Annotated in this window: 17 protein-coding genes; 8 read left to right on the top strand and 9 right to left on the bottom strand. The window is 72.2% G+C overall.

Features of this window, described 5'->3' with window-relative positions; genetic code table 11:
* The first annotated feature begins 28 nt into the window (after positions 1-28).
* Positions 29-913, top strand: coding sequence for a sigma-70 family RNA polymerase sigma factor (locus Msi02_RS13370; protein ID WP_204048638.1), 885 nt, complete (start codon positions 29-31; stop codon positions 911-913).
* Positions 914-921: 8 nt separating this feature from the next.
* Here Msi02_RS13370 and trpA read toward each other — a convergent pair whose 3' ends face one another.
* The 4 genes from trpA to Msi02_RS13355 all read right to left on the bottom strand — a co-directional run bounded on the left by trpA (position 922) and on the right by Msi02_RS13355 (position 4,606).
* Positions 922-1,740 carry a tryptophan synthase subunit alpha gene (trpA, locus tag Msi02_RS13365; protein ID WP_204048637.1) on the bottom strand — a complete coding sequence of 273 codons (819 nt, stop codon included), beginning with the start codon at positions 1,738-1,740 and terminating at the stop codon, positions 922-924.
* Positions 1,737-2,990 (bottom strand): tryptophan synthase subunit beta, encoded by a 1,254-nt coding sequence (gene trpB, locus Msi02_RS13360; protein WP_204048636.1) that lies wholly within the window; start codon positions 2,988-2,990, stop codon positions 1,737-1,739. Before trpB ends, trpA begins: the two co-directional genes overlap by 4 nt.
* A 122-nt stretch (positions 2,991-3,112) precedes the next feature.
* Positions 3,113-3,277, bottom strand: a complete 165-nt coding sequence (gene trpM, locus Msi02_RS44505) for a tryptophan biosynthesis modulator TrpM (protein WP_372974656.1) — start codon at positions 3,275-3,277, stop codon at positions 3,113-3,115.
* Positions 3,278-3,457: 180 nt separating this feature from the next.
* Positions 3,458-4,606, bottom strand: coding sequence for an epoxide hydrolase family protein (locus Msi02_RS13355; RefSeq protein ID WP_204048635.1), 1,149 nt, complete (start codon positions 4,604-4,606; stop codon positions 3,458-3,460).
* 511 nt (positions 4,607-5,117) lie between these two features.
* Here Msi02_RS13355 and Msi02_RS13350 point away from each other — a divergent pair.
* Entirely contained in the window at positions 5,118-6,125 is a 1,008-nt protein-coding gene (locus Msi02_RS13350) for an RNA polymerase subunit sigma-70 (RefSeq protein ID WP_204048634.1), read from the top strand.
* A gap of 325 nt (positions 6,126-6,450) precedes the next feature.
* On the opposite strand, the gene Msi02_RS13345 is transcribed toward Msi02_RS13350, so the two are convergent.
* The 3 genes from Msi02_RS13345 to Msi02_RS13335 all read right to left on the bottom strand — a co-directional run bounded on the left by Msi02_RS13345 (position 6,451) and on the right by Msi02_RS13335 (position 9,720).
* On the bottom strand, positions 6,451-7,035 hold the full coding sequence (locus tag Msi02_RS13345) for a dihydrofolate reductase family protein (protein ID WP_204048633.1): 585 nt from the start codon (positions 7,033-7,035) through the stop codon (positions 6,451-6,453).
* Positions 7,036-7,412: 377 nt separating this feature from the next.
* Positions 7,413-8,387: a radical SAM protein gene (locus Msi02_RS13340; RefSeq protein ID WP_239108374.1), complete on the bottom strand. Its 975-nt coding sequence runs from the start codon at positions 8,385-8,387 to the stop codon at positions 7,413-7,415.
* A gap of 238 nt (positions 8,388-8,625) precedes the next feature.
* A complete protein-coding gene (locus Msi02_RS13335; RefSeq protein ID WP_204048631.1) occupies positions 8,626-9,720 on the bottom strand; it encodes a TetR/AcrR family transcriptional regulator in 1,095 nt (364 codons plus the stop codon).
* Between the two features lie 70 nt (positions 9,721-9,790).
* Between Msi02_RS13335 and Msi02_RS13330 the strand changes: the two genes are divergently transcribed.
* Positions 9,791-11,023, top strand: a complete 1,233-nt coding sequence (locus tag Msi02_RS13330) for a cytochrome P450 family protein (RefSeq protein ID WP_239108373.1) — start codon at positions 9,791-9,793, stop codon at positions 11,021-11,023.
* A 67-nt stretch (positions 11,024-11,090) separates the two neighbouring features.
* Here the strand turns inward: Msi02_RS13330 and Msi02_RS13325 are convergent, their stop codons facing one another.
* Complete coding sequence (locus tag Msi02_RS13325) at positions 11,091-11,984, bottom strand: MBL fold metallo-hydrolase (protein ID WP_204048630.1); 894 nt, start codon at positions 11,982-11,984, stop codon at positions 11,091-11,093.
* 108 nt (positions 11,985-12,092) lie between these two features.
* On the opposite strand from Msi02_RS13325, the gene Msi02_RS13320 reads away from it, so the two are divergent.
* Both Msi02_RS13320 and Msi02_RS13315 read left to right on the top strand, forming a co-directional pair.
* Positions 12,093-12,518, top strand: coding sequence for a MarR family winged helix-turn-helix transcriptional regulator (locus Msi02_RS13320; protein WP_204048629.1), 426 nt, complete (start codon positions 12,093-12,095; stop codon positions 12,516-12,518).
* A 132-nt stretch (positions 12,519-12,650) separates the two neighbouring features.
* Entirely contained in the window at positions 12,651-12,974 is a 324-nt protein-coding gene (locus Msi02_RS13315) for a DMT family transporter (protein WP_079314050.1), read from the top strand.
* 35 nt (positions 12,975-13,009) lie between these two features.
* On the opposite strand, the gene Msi02_RS13310 is transcribed toward Msi02_RS13315, so the two are convergent.
* Positions 13,010-14,005: a GlxA family transcriptional regulator gene (locus Msi02_RS13310; RefSeq protein WP_204048628.1), complete on the bottom strand. Its 996-nt coding sequence runs from the start codon at positions 14,003-14,005 to the stop codon at positions 13,010-13,012.
* A 52-nt stretch (positions 14,006-14,057) separates the two neighbouring features.
* Here Msi02_RS13310 and Msi02_RS13305 point away from each other — a divergent pair, with 52 nt between their 5' ends.
* From Msi02_RS13305 to Msi02_RS13295, 3 genes are all read left to right on the top strand, one after another.
* Positions 14,058-14,456: a cupin domain-containing protein gene (locus Msi02_RS13305; RefSeq protein ID WP_204048627.1), complete on the top strand. Its 399-nt coding sequence runs from the start codon at positions 14,058-14,060 to the stop codon at positions 14,454-14,456.
* A gap of 112 nt (positions 14,457-14,568) precedes the next feature.
* Positions 14,569-15,237 carry a TetR/AcrR family transcriptional regulator gene (locus tag Msi02_RS13300; RefSeq protein ID WP_204048626.1) on the top strand — a complete coding sequence of 223 codons (669 nt, stop codon included), beginning with the start codon at positions 14,569-14,571 and terminating at the stop codon, positions 15,235-15,237.
* A complete protein-coding gene (locus tag Msi02_RS13295) occupies positions 15,234-15,551 on the top strand; it encodes a DUF952 domain-containing protein (protein ID WP_204048625.1) in 318 nt (105 codons plus the stop codon). The genes Msi02_RS13300 and Msi02_RS13295 overlap by 4 nt, the downstream gene beginning before the upstream one ends.
* The last annotated feature ends 37 nt before the right edge of the window (positions 15,552-15,588 follow it).

The raw sequence follows: 15,588 nt of genomic DNA, 5'->3' as shown, positions 1-15,588 counted from the left end.
CGGAGCAGATTCGAGGAAGGTAACAAACATGTCCGACACCAGCCCGGCGGACCTGGTGACCAAGACGTTCGAGGCCCAGCGCGACCGGCTGCGCGCGGTCGCCTACCGCATGCTCGGATCGCACGCCGACGCCGAGGACGTGGTCCAGGAGGCCTGGCTGCGGCTGTCCCGCCAGGACACGGCGGCCATCCACAACCTCGCCGGCTGGCTGACCACGGTGGTCGGCCGGATCAGCCTCGACGTCCTGCGATCGCGCCAGGCCCGCCCCGAGGCGTCCTACGACGACCGGCTGCCCGAGTTCGTCGTGACGGTCGACGACGGCCCCGCGCCCGAGGACGACGTGGCGCTCGCCGACACCGTCGGGCTCGCGCTCCTCGTCGTCCTTGAGTCGCTCGGGCCGAGCGAGCGGCTGGCGTTCGTGCTGCACGACCTGTTCGCGGTCTCGTTCGACGAGATCGGCCAGATCCTCGGCAAGTCCACCGCCGCCGCCAAGATGCTCGCCAGCCGCGCCCGCAGGAAGGTGCAGACGGCCGAGCACCCCACGTCCGCCCGGCCGGAGCAGCGCGAGGTGATCCAGGCCTTCCTGTCGGCGGCTCGCCGCGGCGACTTCGAGGGGTTGCTGCGCGTGCTCGACCCCGAGGTGAAGCTGACCGCCGACACCCCCGGCGGTGTGGTCGTCGTCCTCGGCGCCACCGAGGTCGCCGCCGGCGCGCAACTCCGTCTGCGCGCCGGCGCGGCCGCACGAGGCCGAGCGGTGCTCGTCAACGGCCTTCCCGGGCTCGTGGCATGGCGCGAGGACGGCACCCCGCTGTCGGTCATGGCGTTCACCGTCACCGACGGCCGGATCACCGACATCGCGGTCGTGGCCAACCCGGCCAGGCTCGCGGCGATGGACCTGCCGGACCCGGAGTGAGTCGCCGGTCAATCCGCGTGCCGGCGGGTCGCACGGCTGAGTTCGGTGGTGAGTTCCGCCACGGTGGCGGTTCCCGCGGCGGCATCGGGTGCGTCGAGGACGGCCTTGACCAGTGCGGACGCGACGATCACGCCATCGGCGAAGCGAGCCACCCGGCCAGCCTGTGCGGCGTCGGAGATTCCGATTCCGACGCAGACGGGGAGTTCGGTGACCGCCCTGATGCGCCGCACCAGCGAGCCGGCGGCCGTGCTGACAGCGTCCCGGACGCCGGTGACTCCCATCAGCGCCGAGGCGTAGACGAACCCTGTTCCCGCCGCGGTGAGTTCCCGCAGCCGCTCGTCGGTCGTACTCGGCGCGGCCACGAAGACGGTGGCGAGACTGTGCCTGGCCGCGGTTTCGCGCCACAGCGCGGACTCCTGCACGGGCAGGTCGGGCAGGATGCATCCTGCGCCGCCTGCCTTGGCCAGCTCGCCGCCGAAGCGCTCGGCGCCGTACCTGTCGATCGGGTTCCAGTACGACATGACCAGGACCGGCTTGCCGGTGGCCTGGTACGCCTCTCGCACGGTGCGGATGACGTCGGCGATCCGGACACCGCCGCGCAGGGCGATCTCGTCGGCGGTCTGGATCACCGGGCCGTCGAGCACCGGGTCGCTGTGCGGCAGGCCGATCTCGACGATGTCGGCTCCGCTGTTCAGCATCGCCTGGGTTGCGGCGATGCCGTCGTCGACGGTCGGAAAGCCGGCTGTCATGTACGTGATGAGGGCGGCCCGGTTCTCTTGCTTCGCCCGGGCCAGTGTGTCGGCCAGAAGCCGCAGGTTTCCGCTCACTTCTGGACTCTCCCTGCCCTGGCCGCCTCGGCGTCCTGCTCGAAGTACCGCGCTGCGGTCTCCATGTCTTTGTCGCCCCGGCCCGACAGGTTCACCACGATGAGCCCGTCCGGTCCGAGTTCGGTGCCGACGTCGATGGCGCCGGCGAGCGCGTGGGCGCTCTCTATCGCCGGGATGATGCCCTCGGTCGACGCGAGCAGCCGGAAGGCCCGCATCGCGGCGGCGTCGGTGACCGGGCGGTATTCGCCGCGGCCGGTGTCGTGAAGGAATGCGTGCTCCGGTCCGACGCCCGGGTAGTCGAGCCCGGCCGAGATCGACCAGGGCTCGGTGATCTGGCCTTCGTCGTCCTGCAGCACGTAGGAGCGCGAGCCGTGCAGGATGCCGGGCTCGCCCGCCGTGAGCGTCGCCGCGTGCTTCCCGCTCTCCACGCCATGCCCGGCGGCCTCGCAGCCGATGAGGCGTACGTCGGTATCCGGGAGGAAAGCGTGGAACAGGCCGATGGCGTTGGATCCGCCTCCGACGCACGCGATCGCGGCATCGGGCAGGCGGCCGGCCCGCTCGACGATCTGGCGGCGGGCCTCCACGCCGATGACACGCTGGAAATCGCGGATCATGGCGGGGAAGGGATGGGGCCCGGCGACCGTGCCGAAGATGTAGTGCGTGGTCTCGACGTTGGCGACCCAGTCCCGGAACGTCTCGTTGATGGCGTCTTTGAGGGTGCGGGAGCCAGAGGTGACCGGTATCACCGTGGCGCCGAGCATTTCCATCCGTGCCACGTTGACCGCCTGCCGGCGGATGTCGGTTTCCCCCATGTAGATGGTGCATTCCAGGCCGAACAGCGCGCATGCCGTCGCGGTGGCCACCCCGTGCTGGCCGGCTCCCGTCTCCGCGATCACGCGCGGCTTGCCCATCCGCTTGGTCAGCAGGGCCTGCCCGAGCACGTTGTTGATCTTGTGTGAGCCGGTGTGGTTGAGGTCCTCGCGTTTGAGGAACACCCGTGCGCCGCCGGCATGGCCGGCGAACCTGGGCACTTCGGTGAGCGCACTCGGACGGCCTGCGTAGTGGGCGAGCAGTTGCTCGAACTCGGCGGCGAACGCGGGATCCGCCTTGGCCCTCTCGTACTCGACGGCGACCTCGTCCACGGCGGCGACAAGCGCCTCCGGGATGAACGTGCCGCCGAACGCACCGAAATATCCGTGCTCACTGGGGGATTCACCCGGCAACGCCGGGAAGAAGAATTGGCTGTTCATCGCGCATACGCTCCTGGCACGGGCCACGCCCGGCTCTAGGTGGCTGGTAAGGGGATGTGTGAGTGAGCCTCGTCGTCCCGGATCCTCGACAGGAACGACGGAGCCGAGGAGAGCGATCTCGCTCAGATACCTCGCACGGCACAGGGAGTGCCGGACCAGCGCATCCCGTTCACCTGGCCAGCCTCGGCGCCGAGCACATACCGCACCTTGCGTCCGAGCACACGCCGCGCGGGGGCACGGCAGCCGCGCGGACGGCACCCAGGGGCGAGGCGGATGGCGATGGGCACAGCAGGATGCTAGCCCACGGACCGGAGCCGGGCCACGACCGGGCGCGACCGGGCCACGGTGGCGCCGCCAACCGCCAAGACCGCCGACGTTCACGACCGCCACCGGCAAGACGACGATCACCCTGACGATCCCGCCGTCAGCCCCCCGGGGGGTGTCTCTGCCTTGCTTCCCGGCCGCCCCTACTGGGCTCTCAGCTTCCGGAAGAAGTCCCGGATGTCGGTGACCAGGAGGTCCGGAGCCTGCAGCGCGGCGAAGTGCCCGCCGCGGGAGAAGCTCGACCAGTGCACGACCGTGTTCGACAGCTCCGCCAGCCCGCGGATCGCCCGGTCGCCGAGGAAGTTCGCCACCCCCGTCGGCACCGGCGAAGGCGCGGGGCGCCGGCCCCACGCCTGCGACCCGATCTCCAGGTACAGCCGCGCGGCCGATCCCGCCGTCGCGGTCAGCCAGAAGATCGTGACGTTGGTCAGGACGGTGTCGCGGTCGACGGGGGTTCGCTCGGTGCGGGTGGGGTCCCAGTCCACGAACCACTCCAGGTTCCAGGCCAGCTGCCCGGCCGGGGAGTCGTTGAGCGCGTACGCCAGGGTCTGCGGCCGCGTGGACATCTGGATGGCGTAGCCAGAGTGGGCCTGCCACCACGCCTGATTCCGCCTGGCCTGTTCGCGCTCGTCGTCGGAAAGCCTGTCCAGCTCGCCGGGGTCGATCGGTGTCGAGGCGGTGGCCAGCGCGTTGACATGGACGCCGATCACGCGCTCCGGCGCGATCCGGCCGAGTTCCGGGGAGACGATGCTGCCGAAGTCGCCCCCCTGAGCGCCGTAACGCTCATATCCCAGGCGCCGCATGAGCTCGGCCCAGGCCCGCGCCACCCGGCCGGCGCCCCAGCCGGTCTCGCGGGTCGGGCCGGAGAACGCGAAGCCCGGCACCGAGGGCGCGACGACGTGGAAGGCGTCCGCCGGGTCCCCGCCGTACGACCGCGGGTCGGTCAGCGGTCCGAGGATGTCCAGGAAGTCGTACACCGTGCTCGGCCACCCGTGCGTGAGGATCAGCGGTGTGGCGTCGGGCTCGGGGGAGCGTACGTGCAGGAAATGGATGTTCTGGCCGTCGATCTCGGTGGTGAACTGCGGGACCTTGTTGAGGCGGGCCTCGTGCTCGCGCCAGTCGTAGCCGGTGCGCCAGTGTTCGACCAGCTCCATCAAGTAGTCCTTGTTCACCCCGTAGGACCAGCCGACGCCGGGGAGTTCGTCCGGCCAGCGGGTGCGGGCCAGACGGCCGGCCAGGTCGTCGAGCTCGGCCTGCGGAATGTCGATGCGAAACGGTTCTGGTGTGCTCACGCCAGTCAGCCTCCCGCCCGTGTAGGACAGTTCCGGTCCTAAACATCCGTCACCATGGACGAACGTTGCAAACCCCGGCCCACTGCGCGCGGCGGGCCCACCGTGGACGCGGATGTTGGCGTGCAGCCGCTCTCGGCCGACGCCGGCGAGCTCGCCGAGGTGCACGATCCCGGTGAACGCGGTCGGCAGGGCCGAGGTGCAGGCGCGCACGGTCTCCGGCGAGGTGATTCGGCCGGACCGGCCGCGTCGGCCAGCGAGGTGGCGCAGGAACAAGGCGAGCGCCTCCGCGGTCGGCACCCCTCCCGGCGTAGCAGGCGCCGAAAAACAACGCTTGGCCGTGCTGACCCCACCTCGACATCGAGGGTGTGCCCGACCCGAACACGTCCCCTGGATCGACCCGACCCATCCGGCCTGACGAACGGCCCGGTGTCAGCGGCTTCACCGCTCAGAAATCCTCCGCCACGTCGTCAGTTCTGGTAGCCCCTCGCCACCTGCGTAAGGATTGACGACCATGACCGACGCCAGACTGCTGGGCGACGACGAGGCCGCGTTCATCGCGGCGGCCCGCTCAACGGACCCAGCACAGTTCGCGCTCATCACGGAGCGCCACCGGCGTGAGCTGCAGGTGCACTGCTACCGGATGCTCGCGAACTACGAGGACGCCCAGGACATGACGCAGGAGACGTTCCTGCGGGCGTGGAACAAGCGGGAGTCGTTCAAGGGCCACGCGGCCCTGCGGACCTGGCTGTACCGGATCGCGACGAACGCCTGCCTCGACTTCCTGGAGAAGCGCAACGACCGCACACCCGCACCTGCCGAGCTGCCGGACCCCGGCTCCGAGGTGCCGTACCTGCAGCCCTACCCGGACCGGATGCTCCCGGAGGACCCGCAGGAATCGGTGGTGGCGCGGGAGACGATCGAGCTGGCGTTCATCGTCGCCGTCCAGCACCTGCCGCCGCGGCAGCGGGCGGCGTTCATCCTGCGCGACGTCCTCGGCTGGCCCGCGTCGAAGGCCGCCGACGCCCTCGAGCTGACCGTCGCATCGGTGACCAGCGCACTGCAGCGGGCGCGCGTGACGATGCGCGAGCAGCTGCCCGACCGCCGCCTCGACTGGCGGAGCCCCGCCACCCACGAGCTGTCGAATGACGAGCGCAGCGTGGTGAAGTCGTATATCGACGCCCATGAGCGCAACGACCTCGACGGGCTGATGGCCCTGCTGCGCGACGACCTGCGCTTCGCGATGCTGCCCGAGCCGGGCACCTTGATCATGACGGCCAAGGACGCGGTGGACGGCTGGGTCTCCAATGGGCTCTTCCAGCGCGGCTACGACGACTGGCGCTGTATCACCACGACGGTCAACCGCATGCCTGCCGCCGCGCTGTACCTCCGCACCCCCGGCGACCCGGAATACCGCTTGTTCAACATCGCGGTCCTGCACATCGTCGACAGGAAGATCGCCGAGCTCACCGGATTCGACGCCACCGACAAACCATGGCTGGGCCTGCCCCCGACACTGTGATCAGGCAAGTCCCCGTCGTCGACGAGTCCAATGCAGGGGCCGCCGTCACCGAAGTCACCGCGGAATGAGCACCCCGACCAGCTGAACACCAACGCGGCAACGCGAACACCACAGCCCCGCCGGCGTTGCCGGCGGGGCATCCTCATGCCCGAAGATCATCATCGTGATCAACGACGCCGTCGTCCTCATCTCCGGCGAGTCGGTCAACAGCTCACTTGGCACGCGAGGAAGGGGCCGGGGAAGGTTCCCTCATAGCCGAGGGCCACGGTGAGCACGCCAGGAAGGATTTCGACCTGGCCTCACGAGCCGAGCATTCGGCCCGTGCTCATCGCCTCGTCTCGTACCTGGTCAGCACCACGCCGCCGGGAAACGTCCGGGTCTCCACCAGGCTCAGGTTCACCCAGTTGTCCAGGGCTGTGAAGAACGGCGTGCCGCCGCCCACCAGGACCGGATGGGTGACGATCGCGTACTCGTCGATCAGTCCGGCCCGCATGGCCGCCGCGGCGAGTGTGGCACCGCCGATGTCCATGGGGCCGCCGTCGTCGGCCTTGAGCCTGGTGATCTCGGTGACCGCGTCGCCGGTGACCAGGCGGGTGTTCCAGTCGACCGTGCTGGTCGTAGAGGAGAACACCACCTTCGGCATGTCCCGCCAGCGGCCGGCGTACTCGATCACCGCCGGTGTGGCATCCGGTTGCTTGTCGGCTGTCGGCCAGTGGGAGCTCATCGCCTCCCACAGCTTGCGCCCGTACAGCGCCAGGCCCGTCGCGTCCACCCGGTCGGACCACCACTGGAACAGCTCGTCGCTCGGCGACGAGTCCGGTCCCTCCCCTCCACTCCAGCCGAGGTCGTCGCCGGGCGCGGCGATGTAGCCGTCCAGGGTCGCGTTCATGGCGAAGATCAGTTTCCGCATCGTGCCAGCCTCTCGTGAGTCGATCGCACACATACAGACGGGCGCGGCGCGGAAACCTAATCGGTGCGCGATCCGCGTCCGCAGGTGGTCCTCGCGTTCCGGACTCAGCACGGCGTACTCGGCGGCCTCGAGCACCACCGACCGGATCTCGATTTCACCCTCGCAAACGCCAGGTCACACAGCTACAGCGCCGGGCCCTCTCACCGCGCTGGAGATCGCCAACCGGTTCCGCTCGTGGCAGGCATGCTCGACGTCGACTTCGACTTCGACGTCGAGTCGCCGCCGGAACTCGCCCGGCACCTTCGCAAGCTGTCCGACCGCTTAACCAGTGCGGCCGTACAGCGGTGACAGGAGTTCCGCCGCGGCGGCGGCTCCGGTCAGACGAGGGCGAGCTGGCGGTCGGGGGAGCGGCGCCGCCGCCAGCGCCGGGCGTCCCTGCCGATGCCGTAGGTCTCGGCGAGGACGCGCACCTGCTCGGCGATCCGCCGCCGGTAGCCGTCCTCGGCGACCTGGCCCCTGCCGTACAGCGCCTGATAGCGCGGCACGAGACCGGGATGCTCTCGCTCCAGCCACCCCATGTACCACTCCCGCGCGCCGGCCGGCAGGCGCAGCACGACGGGCGTCACGCTGACCGCGCCCGCCTCGGCCGCCCGCCGTACGGTCGCCATGAGGTGATCGGTGGAGTCGGTGATGAGCGGCAGGATCGGCGCCATCAGCACACCGCAGGGAATGCCGGCCTCGTTCAGCGCGGCGCAGATCTCCAGGCGCCGCTGCGGTGTGGCGGCTCCCGGCTCCACGGCGCGCCGCAGGCGGTCGTCGACGAAGCCGACCGACACCAGGGCGCCGACCTGGGTCACCTTCGCGGCGTCGCGTAACAGGTCCAGATCGCGCAGGACGAGGGGGCTCTTGGTGAGCACGGTGAACGGGTTGGCCGCGTCGGCCAGGGCCCGGATGACGCCGGGCATCAGGCGGTAGATCTCCTCGGCCGGCTGGTAGCAGTCGCCGGTGAGGCCCAGCGCGACCGGCTCGCCGCCCCAGCGGGGGGAGCCCAGCTCGCGCCGCAGGCGGCGGGCCAGGTCGGTCTTGACGACGATCTTCGTGGAGAAGTCGCGGCCCGGGTCCAGGCCGAGGTAGCGGTGACCGCGCCGGGCGGTGCAGTAGCCGCAGCCCGCCTCGCAGCCGCGATAGGGGCTCGCGCCCCACGTGAAGGGCAGCTCGGCGGCCTCGGGCACCCGCTCGAGCGCCGCGCGGGCCGGCACCTCGAAGCAGGTGATGCCGTCGAAGACGCGCGTGACGGCCTGCCGCTCGATGCGCGGGCGGGTGGGGCCCTCACCGACGAGCGACTGCTGCACGGACTTTCCTGCAGGCTGCCGCACGGGCTGGCCAGGCTGCGGCACGGGCTGCCTGGGCTGCTGTTCCTGCTCTTGCTCGGGCTGCCGCGCCTGCTGCTGCTCCCGGGGCCGCGCAGCGGGCTGGTCCTCCGCACGGGAAGTGGCGTCGCGACGCATGAGGTTCAGTAGAACACGCATTCGACCCCCGCGCCAAGTGTCCACGCCCGCGCGTCCCCGCCCGTACGGGGCCACGCGGCGGTCAGGGTTCGGCGGATGCGGCGGCGTGACAGGCGCCGTACCCGTCGGCACGCGCGACCACGCGGCCCGACCGCACCCGGACGGCCGCCTCGGTCCCGTCGCTCACGGCGGTCACCCCGGCCGCCGCCGCGACGGCCCCCTCGTCGTCGTGCACCACGCGCAGGCGCGGCCAGGCCGGCGCGGGCAGCGCCTGCCGCAGGCAGGCGCGCAGGCCGGCGAGGGTCAGCCGGGCGAGCGGCCCCAGCTCGCCGGGGTCGCCGGTGACCAGTACCGCGGTGACCTCGCCGCCCGGCGGCGCGGCCCGCACCGCCTCCTCAACGGCCCCCAGGCGGTGCAGCCCGAGGACCGCCACCACGCCGTCACCCGTCAGCGGGGCCGGCTCGCCGCGCAGCGCGTCCACCGCGGGCGGCGGCGACCAGGGCTCGCCCGCGGGCCGCGCACGGGGGACGAAGGGCAGGTGAGGGGCGTCCCACCGGTCGCCGAGATCGAGGTCCGCCAGCGCGGCGCACGCCGCGACGATGTCGAACGGCTCGGCGAACCCGGGCGCCGCGTCGGCCATCTGGCTCGCACCGTGCAGGGTGGTCAGGGCCGTCTCCGCGATCCGCACCCGGCGCCGCGCGCAGTCGTCCCCGTCCAGCCGTTCGAGCGCGAGCCCGAGCACGATCGCGTTCAGCTTCATGAGCTGCGCGAACGGCTGGCGGACCCGCTGGTCGGCGAGCACCTCCGGCATCAGGTCCATGCCGAGCCTGGCCGGGCCGTCGCCGGCCAGCGGAAGCCGCGAGACCCAGGCGCGGGCGAACGCCGCGAGCGCCTCCCGGGCCGTGGCCGCGCCGGGTGTCTCGCCGGACGCGGGGGAGGGCCGCCACCCGCCGTCCGGCCCGGCCTCCCGTTCGGCCAGGTCGGCCAGCACCGAGAAGTACAGGGCCCGCTTGCCCGGGAAGTTGGAGTAGACGGCGCCGCGGGTGAGTCCGGCCCGGTCGGCGATCGCGTCCACCTTGGCGTCGCGGAACCCCCGCTCGGCGAACTCGTCGCGGGCGGCGGCCAGCACCCTGGCCCGGTTGCGCGCCTGAAGCTCGGCCCTGGTGAGGCGTTCCATCCCTCTCCTCGTCCGCGTACGCCCGCTTGCCGTACGGCGGGACCCAAGATACCGTCACCACTCAGATGACATGAACATCTGGAATCAACATCTGGAGCTGCCCGTGATCACCCTGCCCGAGGTGGACCTCACCGACCCCGAGGTCCTGCGCGACCCCTTCACCGCGTACGGACGGGCGCGCGAACGCGGGCCGCTCGCGCGGCTGCTGATCCCCGGCCTCGGCCAGATTTGGGCCGTGACCAGGCACGACGGCGCTCGGGCGATGCTCGGTGACGCCCGTTTCGAGCTCACCGCCGACAGCTTCATGCGTCCGCAGGTCCCCGACGACTGCCTGCCGTACATGCGGACCATGAGCGAGATGGAGGGCCCCGAGCACGCGCGGCTGCGCAGACTGGTCGCCCCGGCCTTCTCCCCCCGGCGCGCCGCCGAGTTCCGCCCCCGGATCGAAGGCATCGTCGACGCCCTGCTCGAGGACCTGCCCTCCCGGGCCGACGGCGGACAGGTCGACCTGCTGCGGCACTTCGCCCGGCCGCTGCCGATGGACGTCATCTGCGCGCTGGTCGGCATCCCCGAGGAGGACCGCCCGCGCTGGCGCGAATGGGGCGCCACCGTCGCCGCCGGGGCGGGCCCGGACTTCGCGCGGGCCATTCCGGGCATCATGGCGGGGGCCAGGGACGCCGTCGCCGCTGCCCGCGCCGATCACTCCGGCGAGCCCGGCGGGGGCGTGCTGGGCGAGTTGGTGCGCGTCCAGGCCGAGGACGGCGACCGGCTGAGCGACACCGAGATCGTCACCCTCGTCTGGCACCTGGTCCTCGCCGGGCAGACCCCGACCAACCTCATCGCCAACGCCGTGGCCGCCCTGCTGTCCCACCCCGACCAGCTCGCCGCTGTACGCGCCGACCCCGCGCTGATGCCGGGGGCCGTCGAGGAGCTCATCCGCTGGTGCGGCCCCACACTGCTGGCGATCCCGCGCCACGCCCGCCAGGACGTCGACCTGTACGGTGCGACCGTGCCCCGGGGCGCCAAGATCACCGCCCTGGTCGCCGCGGCCAACCGCGACCCACGGGTGTTCGCCGATCCCGACCGCCTCGACGTCACCCGGGCCCCCGGCGCCGGCCACCTGGGGTTCGCCCACGGCCCGCACTTCTGCCTCGGCGCCTCCATCGCCCGCGTGCAGACCCAGGCCGCGCTCACCGCGCTGCTGCGCCGCTTCCCCGGCCTGGCCATGGCCGCTCCGCCCGACGAGCTGCGCGCCCCCGACCCCGGCACCTGGCGGCTGGCCGCGCTCCCGGTGACCCTGTGAGAAACGGCCCGCGGCGCGGCGCCCGCTCGGCGGCCGGGAGCGGGCGACGCGCCGGTTCACCACCGGGTCAGGCGACGGGGATCCAGGTGAACCGGCCGTCGGAGCGGCGCTCGGCGCGCCCGAAGACCACGTCGGCGAAGTGGCCGCCGTAACCGACGGTGTCCGGGCGGCTCAGCTCCTCGACCAGGCGGCGGCGATGCTCGGCGGACTCGCCGGGGTCGTGGTCGATGCCGCAGGACCATTCGGGGTGGGTCACCTGGACGGGGGAGTGGAGTGCGTCGCCGAACGCGATGAGCCGCCGGCCGCCGCCGGTGATGGTGTAGGTGGTGTGGCCGACGGTATGCCCCGCCGCGAACGAGGCCCGGACGCCGGGGAAGATCTCCTCGCCGTCCGCGGCCGGGTGAACGCGGGAGGCGAAGACGGCCAGGCGTTCCTCGGTCGCCCCGCCCTCGGCGGCGAGGTCGCGCCGTTCCCACTCGGGCGCCGCGACGAAGTGGGTGGCGTGCGCGAAGGGCGGTGTGCCGGTGCCGGGCGCGGCGCTCCAGGCCCAGCCCAGGTGGTCGGTGTGCAGGTGGGTGATGGCGACGGCGTCGATCTGACGCGGCTCCCGGCCCAGCCGCCGCAGGCTGTCCAGCAGCCGCCCGCCGTACAGTTCGCCCAGGAACGGGTTGGCCGGGTCATCGGGGTGGGACTCCGGCCCGAATCCGGTGTCGATGAGCAGCGCGTGCTCGCCTCGCTCGACCATCAGCGCGCCGATGCCCGCCACCAGGAAGCCGCCGTCGTCGAGGTGGTCGCGGTCGGCCGCCCAGTCGGCGGCGGTGGCGGCGGGCAGCCAGCCGCGCGGCTTGAGCCGGACCAGCCCGTCGGGGACGTAGCTGATCGTCAGCTCGCCCAGGCGGAGCGTACGGATGCGCGGCGCGCTGCTCAGCCGCGCCCGGTCGAAAACGGTGGTCGTGGTCATGGACCCTGCCTTGCGCTCGATGGATCGCCGCCGGGCGGCGACGCGAAGCAAAAGCTACAACTCAAACTATTCTAATTGCAATCATTCGAGTTGCAGTAGACTCCTGCCGTGACCACCGAGCGCGAGACCCGAGCCCAGACCGATCGAGAGCTGTGCGGGCTGATCAACGGTCTCGCCAAGCAGATCGAGGCCCACCTGCGGGTTCGCGCGGCCACCCTCGGCCTGACCGCCTCGCAGGGTGCCGCGTTGCGTGAGCTGACCCGCCCCATGACCCTGCGCGAGCTCGCCGAGCGGATGAGCTGCGAGCCCTCCAACGCCACCTTCGTCGCCGACCGCCTCGAAGAGCAGGGCTATCTCGAACGCCACCCGCACCCCGGCAACCGCCGCGCCAAGCAGCTCGTCCTCACCCCCGCGGGCGCCGAGCTCCGTGAACGCCTCCTCGGCCTGCTCTCCGAGGACTCCCCGCTGGCCCCCCTGGCCTCCGAGGAGCAGGACGTCCTGCGGCGCCTGCTCGCCCGCGCCGTCATCCGCTGACCCGCGCCGCTCGCGCCGTCGGCGCACGATCGGTTCACACACCTGGAGCACCTGGTCGTCCCGCCCATGGCTTTGCGGAGCCGTGCCGCGTAAAATTGGGACAAGCGTACAGTTTTTACCGAAGAGGTTCTCATGGCCTGGCTCCTGCTCGTCGCCGCGATCGCTTCGGAGGTCCTGGCCACCTCCGCGCTCAAACTCAGCGACGGCCTGACCCGCTGGGGCTGGACCATCGTGGTCGCCGCCGGGTACATCGCCTCGTTCATCCTGCTGGCCTGGGCGCTGAAGCTCCGCATGCCCGTCGGCATCGCATACGCGGTGTGGGCGGGCACCGGGACCGCCGCGATCGCGCTGATCGGCGCGTTTTTCCTCGGGGAGCACATGAACCTCGTCAAGGCCGCCGGCATCGCGCTGATCATCGCCGGGGTCGCGGTGCTCAACCTCTCCGGCGCGCACTGATCGGTCGCCCCCGATCGTTCGACCGGGCGCCGCCCTCAGGAGGCCGTGCCCGGGCCGAATCGATGCCGGTACTCCATCGGAGTGAGCCCGATCCTGCGACGCATCAGCGCCCGCAGGTTGGCGGCGGTGCCCAGCCCGCTGTGCCGCGCGACCATCTCGAAGCGCGACTCGCCCCGCTCGATCAGCCGGCACGCCAAGGCGAGCCGTTCCCCTGTGAGCCACGCCAGCGGCGTGGTGCCCAGCTGCGCACGGAAGCGGCGATGCAGCGTCGCCGGACTGACCGAGGCGCGCGCCGCGAGGTCGGACACCGTGAGCGGCGCGTCCAGCCGCTCCTGCGCCCAGGCGAGGACGGGCGCCAGGGACTCGTCCGGCACATCGGGCACAGGCCGCTCCACGAACTGCCGCTGCCCGCCGTCGCGGTGCGCCGCGAAGACGAGCCGCCGGCTCACGGAGTTGGCGACCTCCGTGCCGTGGTCGCGGCGGACGATGTACAGGCCGAGATCGAGCGCGGCGGCGCTCCCCGCGGAGGTGAGGATGTCACCGTCGTCCACGAACAACACGTCCGTCTCAAGGCGGACGGAAGGGAAGCGGGCCCGGAAGGAATCGGCCCACTGCCAGTGGGCGGTGGCCCGGCGCCCGTCGAGAACCCCGGCCTCGGCCAGGGTGAACGCGCCGCTGCAGAAGCCGACCAGGCGGGCACCGCGCGCATGCGCCCGCCGGACGGCATCGAGCACGGCGGGGCGGCGGGGCACCTCGACGTCGGGACGGTTGGGGACGATCAACGTGTCCGCCGATTCGGCCGCCTCCAGGCCCGCGACACCCCCGAGCGTGAAGAACCCGTCCCGCATCGGCGTGCGCGGTTCGGGGGAGCACAGGCGGAAGTCGTAGAGATCACGCCCCAGCTCGGGCCGGCGCAGCCCGAAGATCTCGGTCGCGCAGCCCAGCTCGAAGGGGTTGGAGTTCGCGTCGACGATCACGACGACCCGGTGCAGGCCCGCCGTACGGGCGACGTGCGAGGATCCTTGCGCCATGTGCTATTCCTAGCACTCACGCCGATCGTTCCCGACCGGCCAGGATTGCCTCGTGAGCAACGAACCCATCGCCCTCGGCGAGGCCCTGGCCTCCTTCGACGCCCTGTGGAGCCCGCGCATCGTCACCCGCGTCAACGACTACGACGTACGCGTCGCCAAGGTCGAGGGCGAGCACATCTGGCACGTCCACGACGACACCGACGAGTTCTTCCTGGTGCTCGACGGGGAGCTGCGCATCTCCTTGCGCGAGCCCGGCGGGGAGCGCACGGTCCGGCTCCCCCGGGGCGCGGTGTTCACCGTCCCCCGCGGTACGCAGCACAAGCCGTCCGCTCCCACCGGAGCCGCGATCCTCATGTTCGAGCCCACCGGGACATCGACGGTCGGCGACCGCCACGCCGAGGTCCCCGACCACGTCGACGCGACGACCGGGCACGCGCTCGGCTCACGGTGAGGCGGCGCCTGGGCCGGCCACCGCAGGGCATGATTTGTCAGACGACTCATCAGTGATCCGGACGGCTCCGCGGCCGACGGCGGAGCCCGACGATCCAGGGGAGGATCACGGCGTGCCCGATCAGGACCTGCCCGCGCCCGTCCCGGCGGCGGCCCCCGCACGCGGGGTCGCCGTGCGGGCCGCCTCACCCCAGCCGCGGCGCCCGCAGGAGCGAGCCGTACGCCGCAGGGAGGCGCTGCTGGACGCGGCCGTCGACCTGCTGGGCGGCGGCGGCTTCGCCGCCGTGACACACCGCGCCGTCGCCCGCCGGGCGGGTCTGCCTCTCGCCGCCACCTCCTACTACTTCACCAGCCGCGACCAGCTGCTGGCCGAGGCGTTCGCCCTGCTCGTCGAGCGCGAACTCGCCCGCATGCGGGCGGCGGTGGACGACCTCGCGGGCCGTACGCCGCCGGCGGTCGCCGAGACGCTCACCGGCGTGTACGCCTCGGACCGGCTGCGCCAGCTCGGCCTGTGGGAGCTGTACCTGCAGGCGGGCCGCGACCCGGCGCTGCAGGCGATCGCCCGCGCCTGGACCGACGGCTGCGACGGCATCGTCGCCGCGGTGCTGGACGGCGCGGGCTACCCCTGCGGGCCGGGGGAGGTCCGCCTGGTCGCCGGCCTGCTGTCGGGACTGTGGGTGGAAGAGGTCGTCGAGGCCCGCCCCGACGGCAGGCAGCGGGCCCGGGAGGCGGTGGCCCGCGCGCTGGCCGCGCTCGGACCTCCCGCTAGGGTCGGCCCATGATCTTCCATCTCGCGCTGGCCGCCGACTGGGACGCGGCCGTCATGGCGGGCGAGTACCGCGTCTCGACCCTCGGCCGGACCCTGGAGGAGGAGGGCTACATCCACGCATCGGCGAACCCGGCCCAGGCGCGCGGCGTGGCGGGCCGCTACTACGGACACGTCACCGAGCCCCTGGTGTTGCTGCAGATCGACGAGGAGCGGCTCGGCTGCCCGGTCAGACTGGAGGTGCCCGAGGGGGCGGACGAGGCGTTCCCCCACATCTACGGGCCGATCCCGGTGACCGCCGTCACGGCCGTCACGCCCTTCTCGGTCTGACTCCAGCCACCGGTCGGGGCTTCCGGTCGGCGGCCCC

It is taken from the genome of Microbispora siamensis, assembly GCF_016863095.1.
GTDB classification, from domain to species: domain Bacteria; phylum Actinomycetota; class Actinomycetes; order Streptosporangiales; family Streptosporangiaceae; genus Microbispora; species Microbispora siamensis.
Note: the sequence above shows the minus strand (reverse complement) of the source record. Positions and strands in the feature narration are given on the sequence as shown.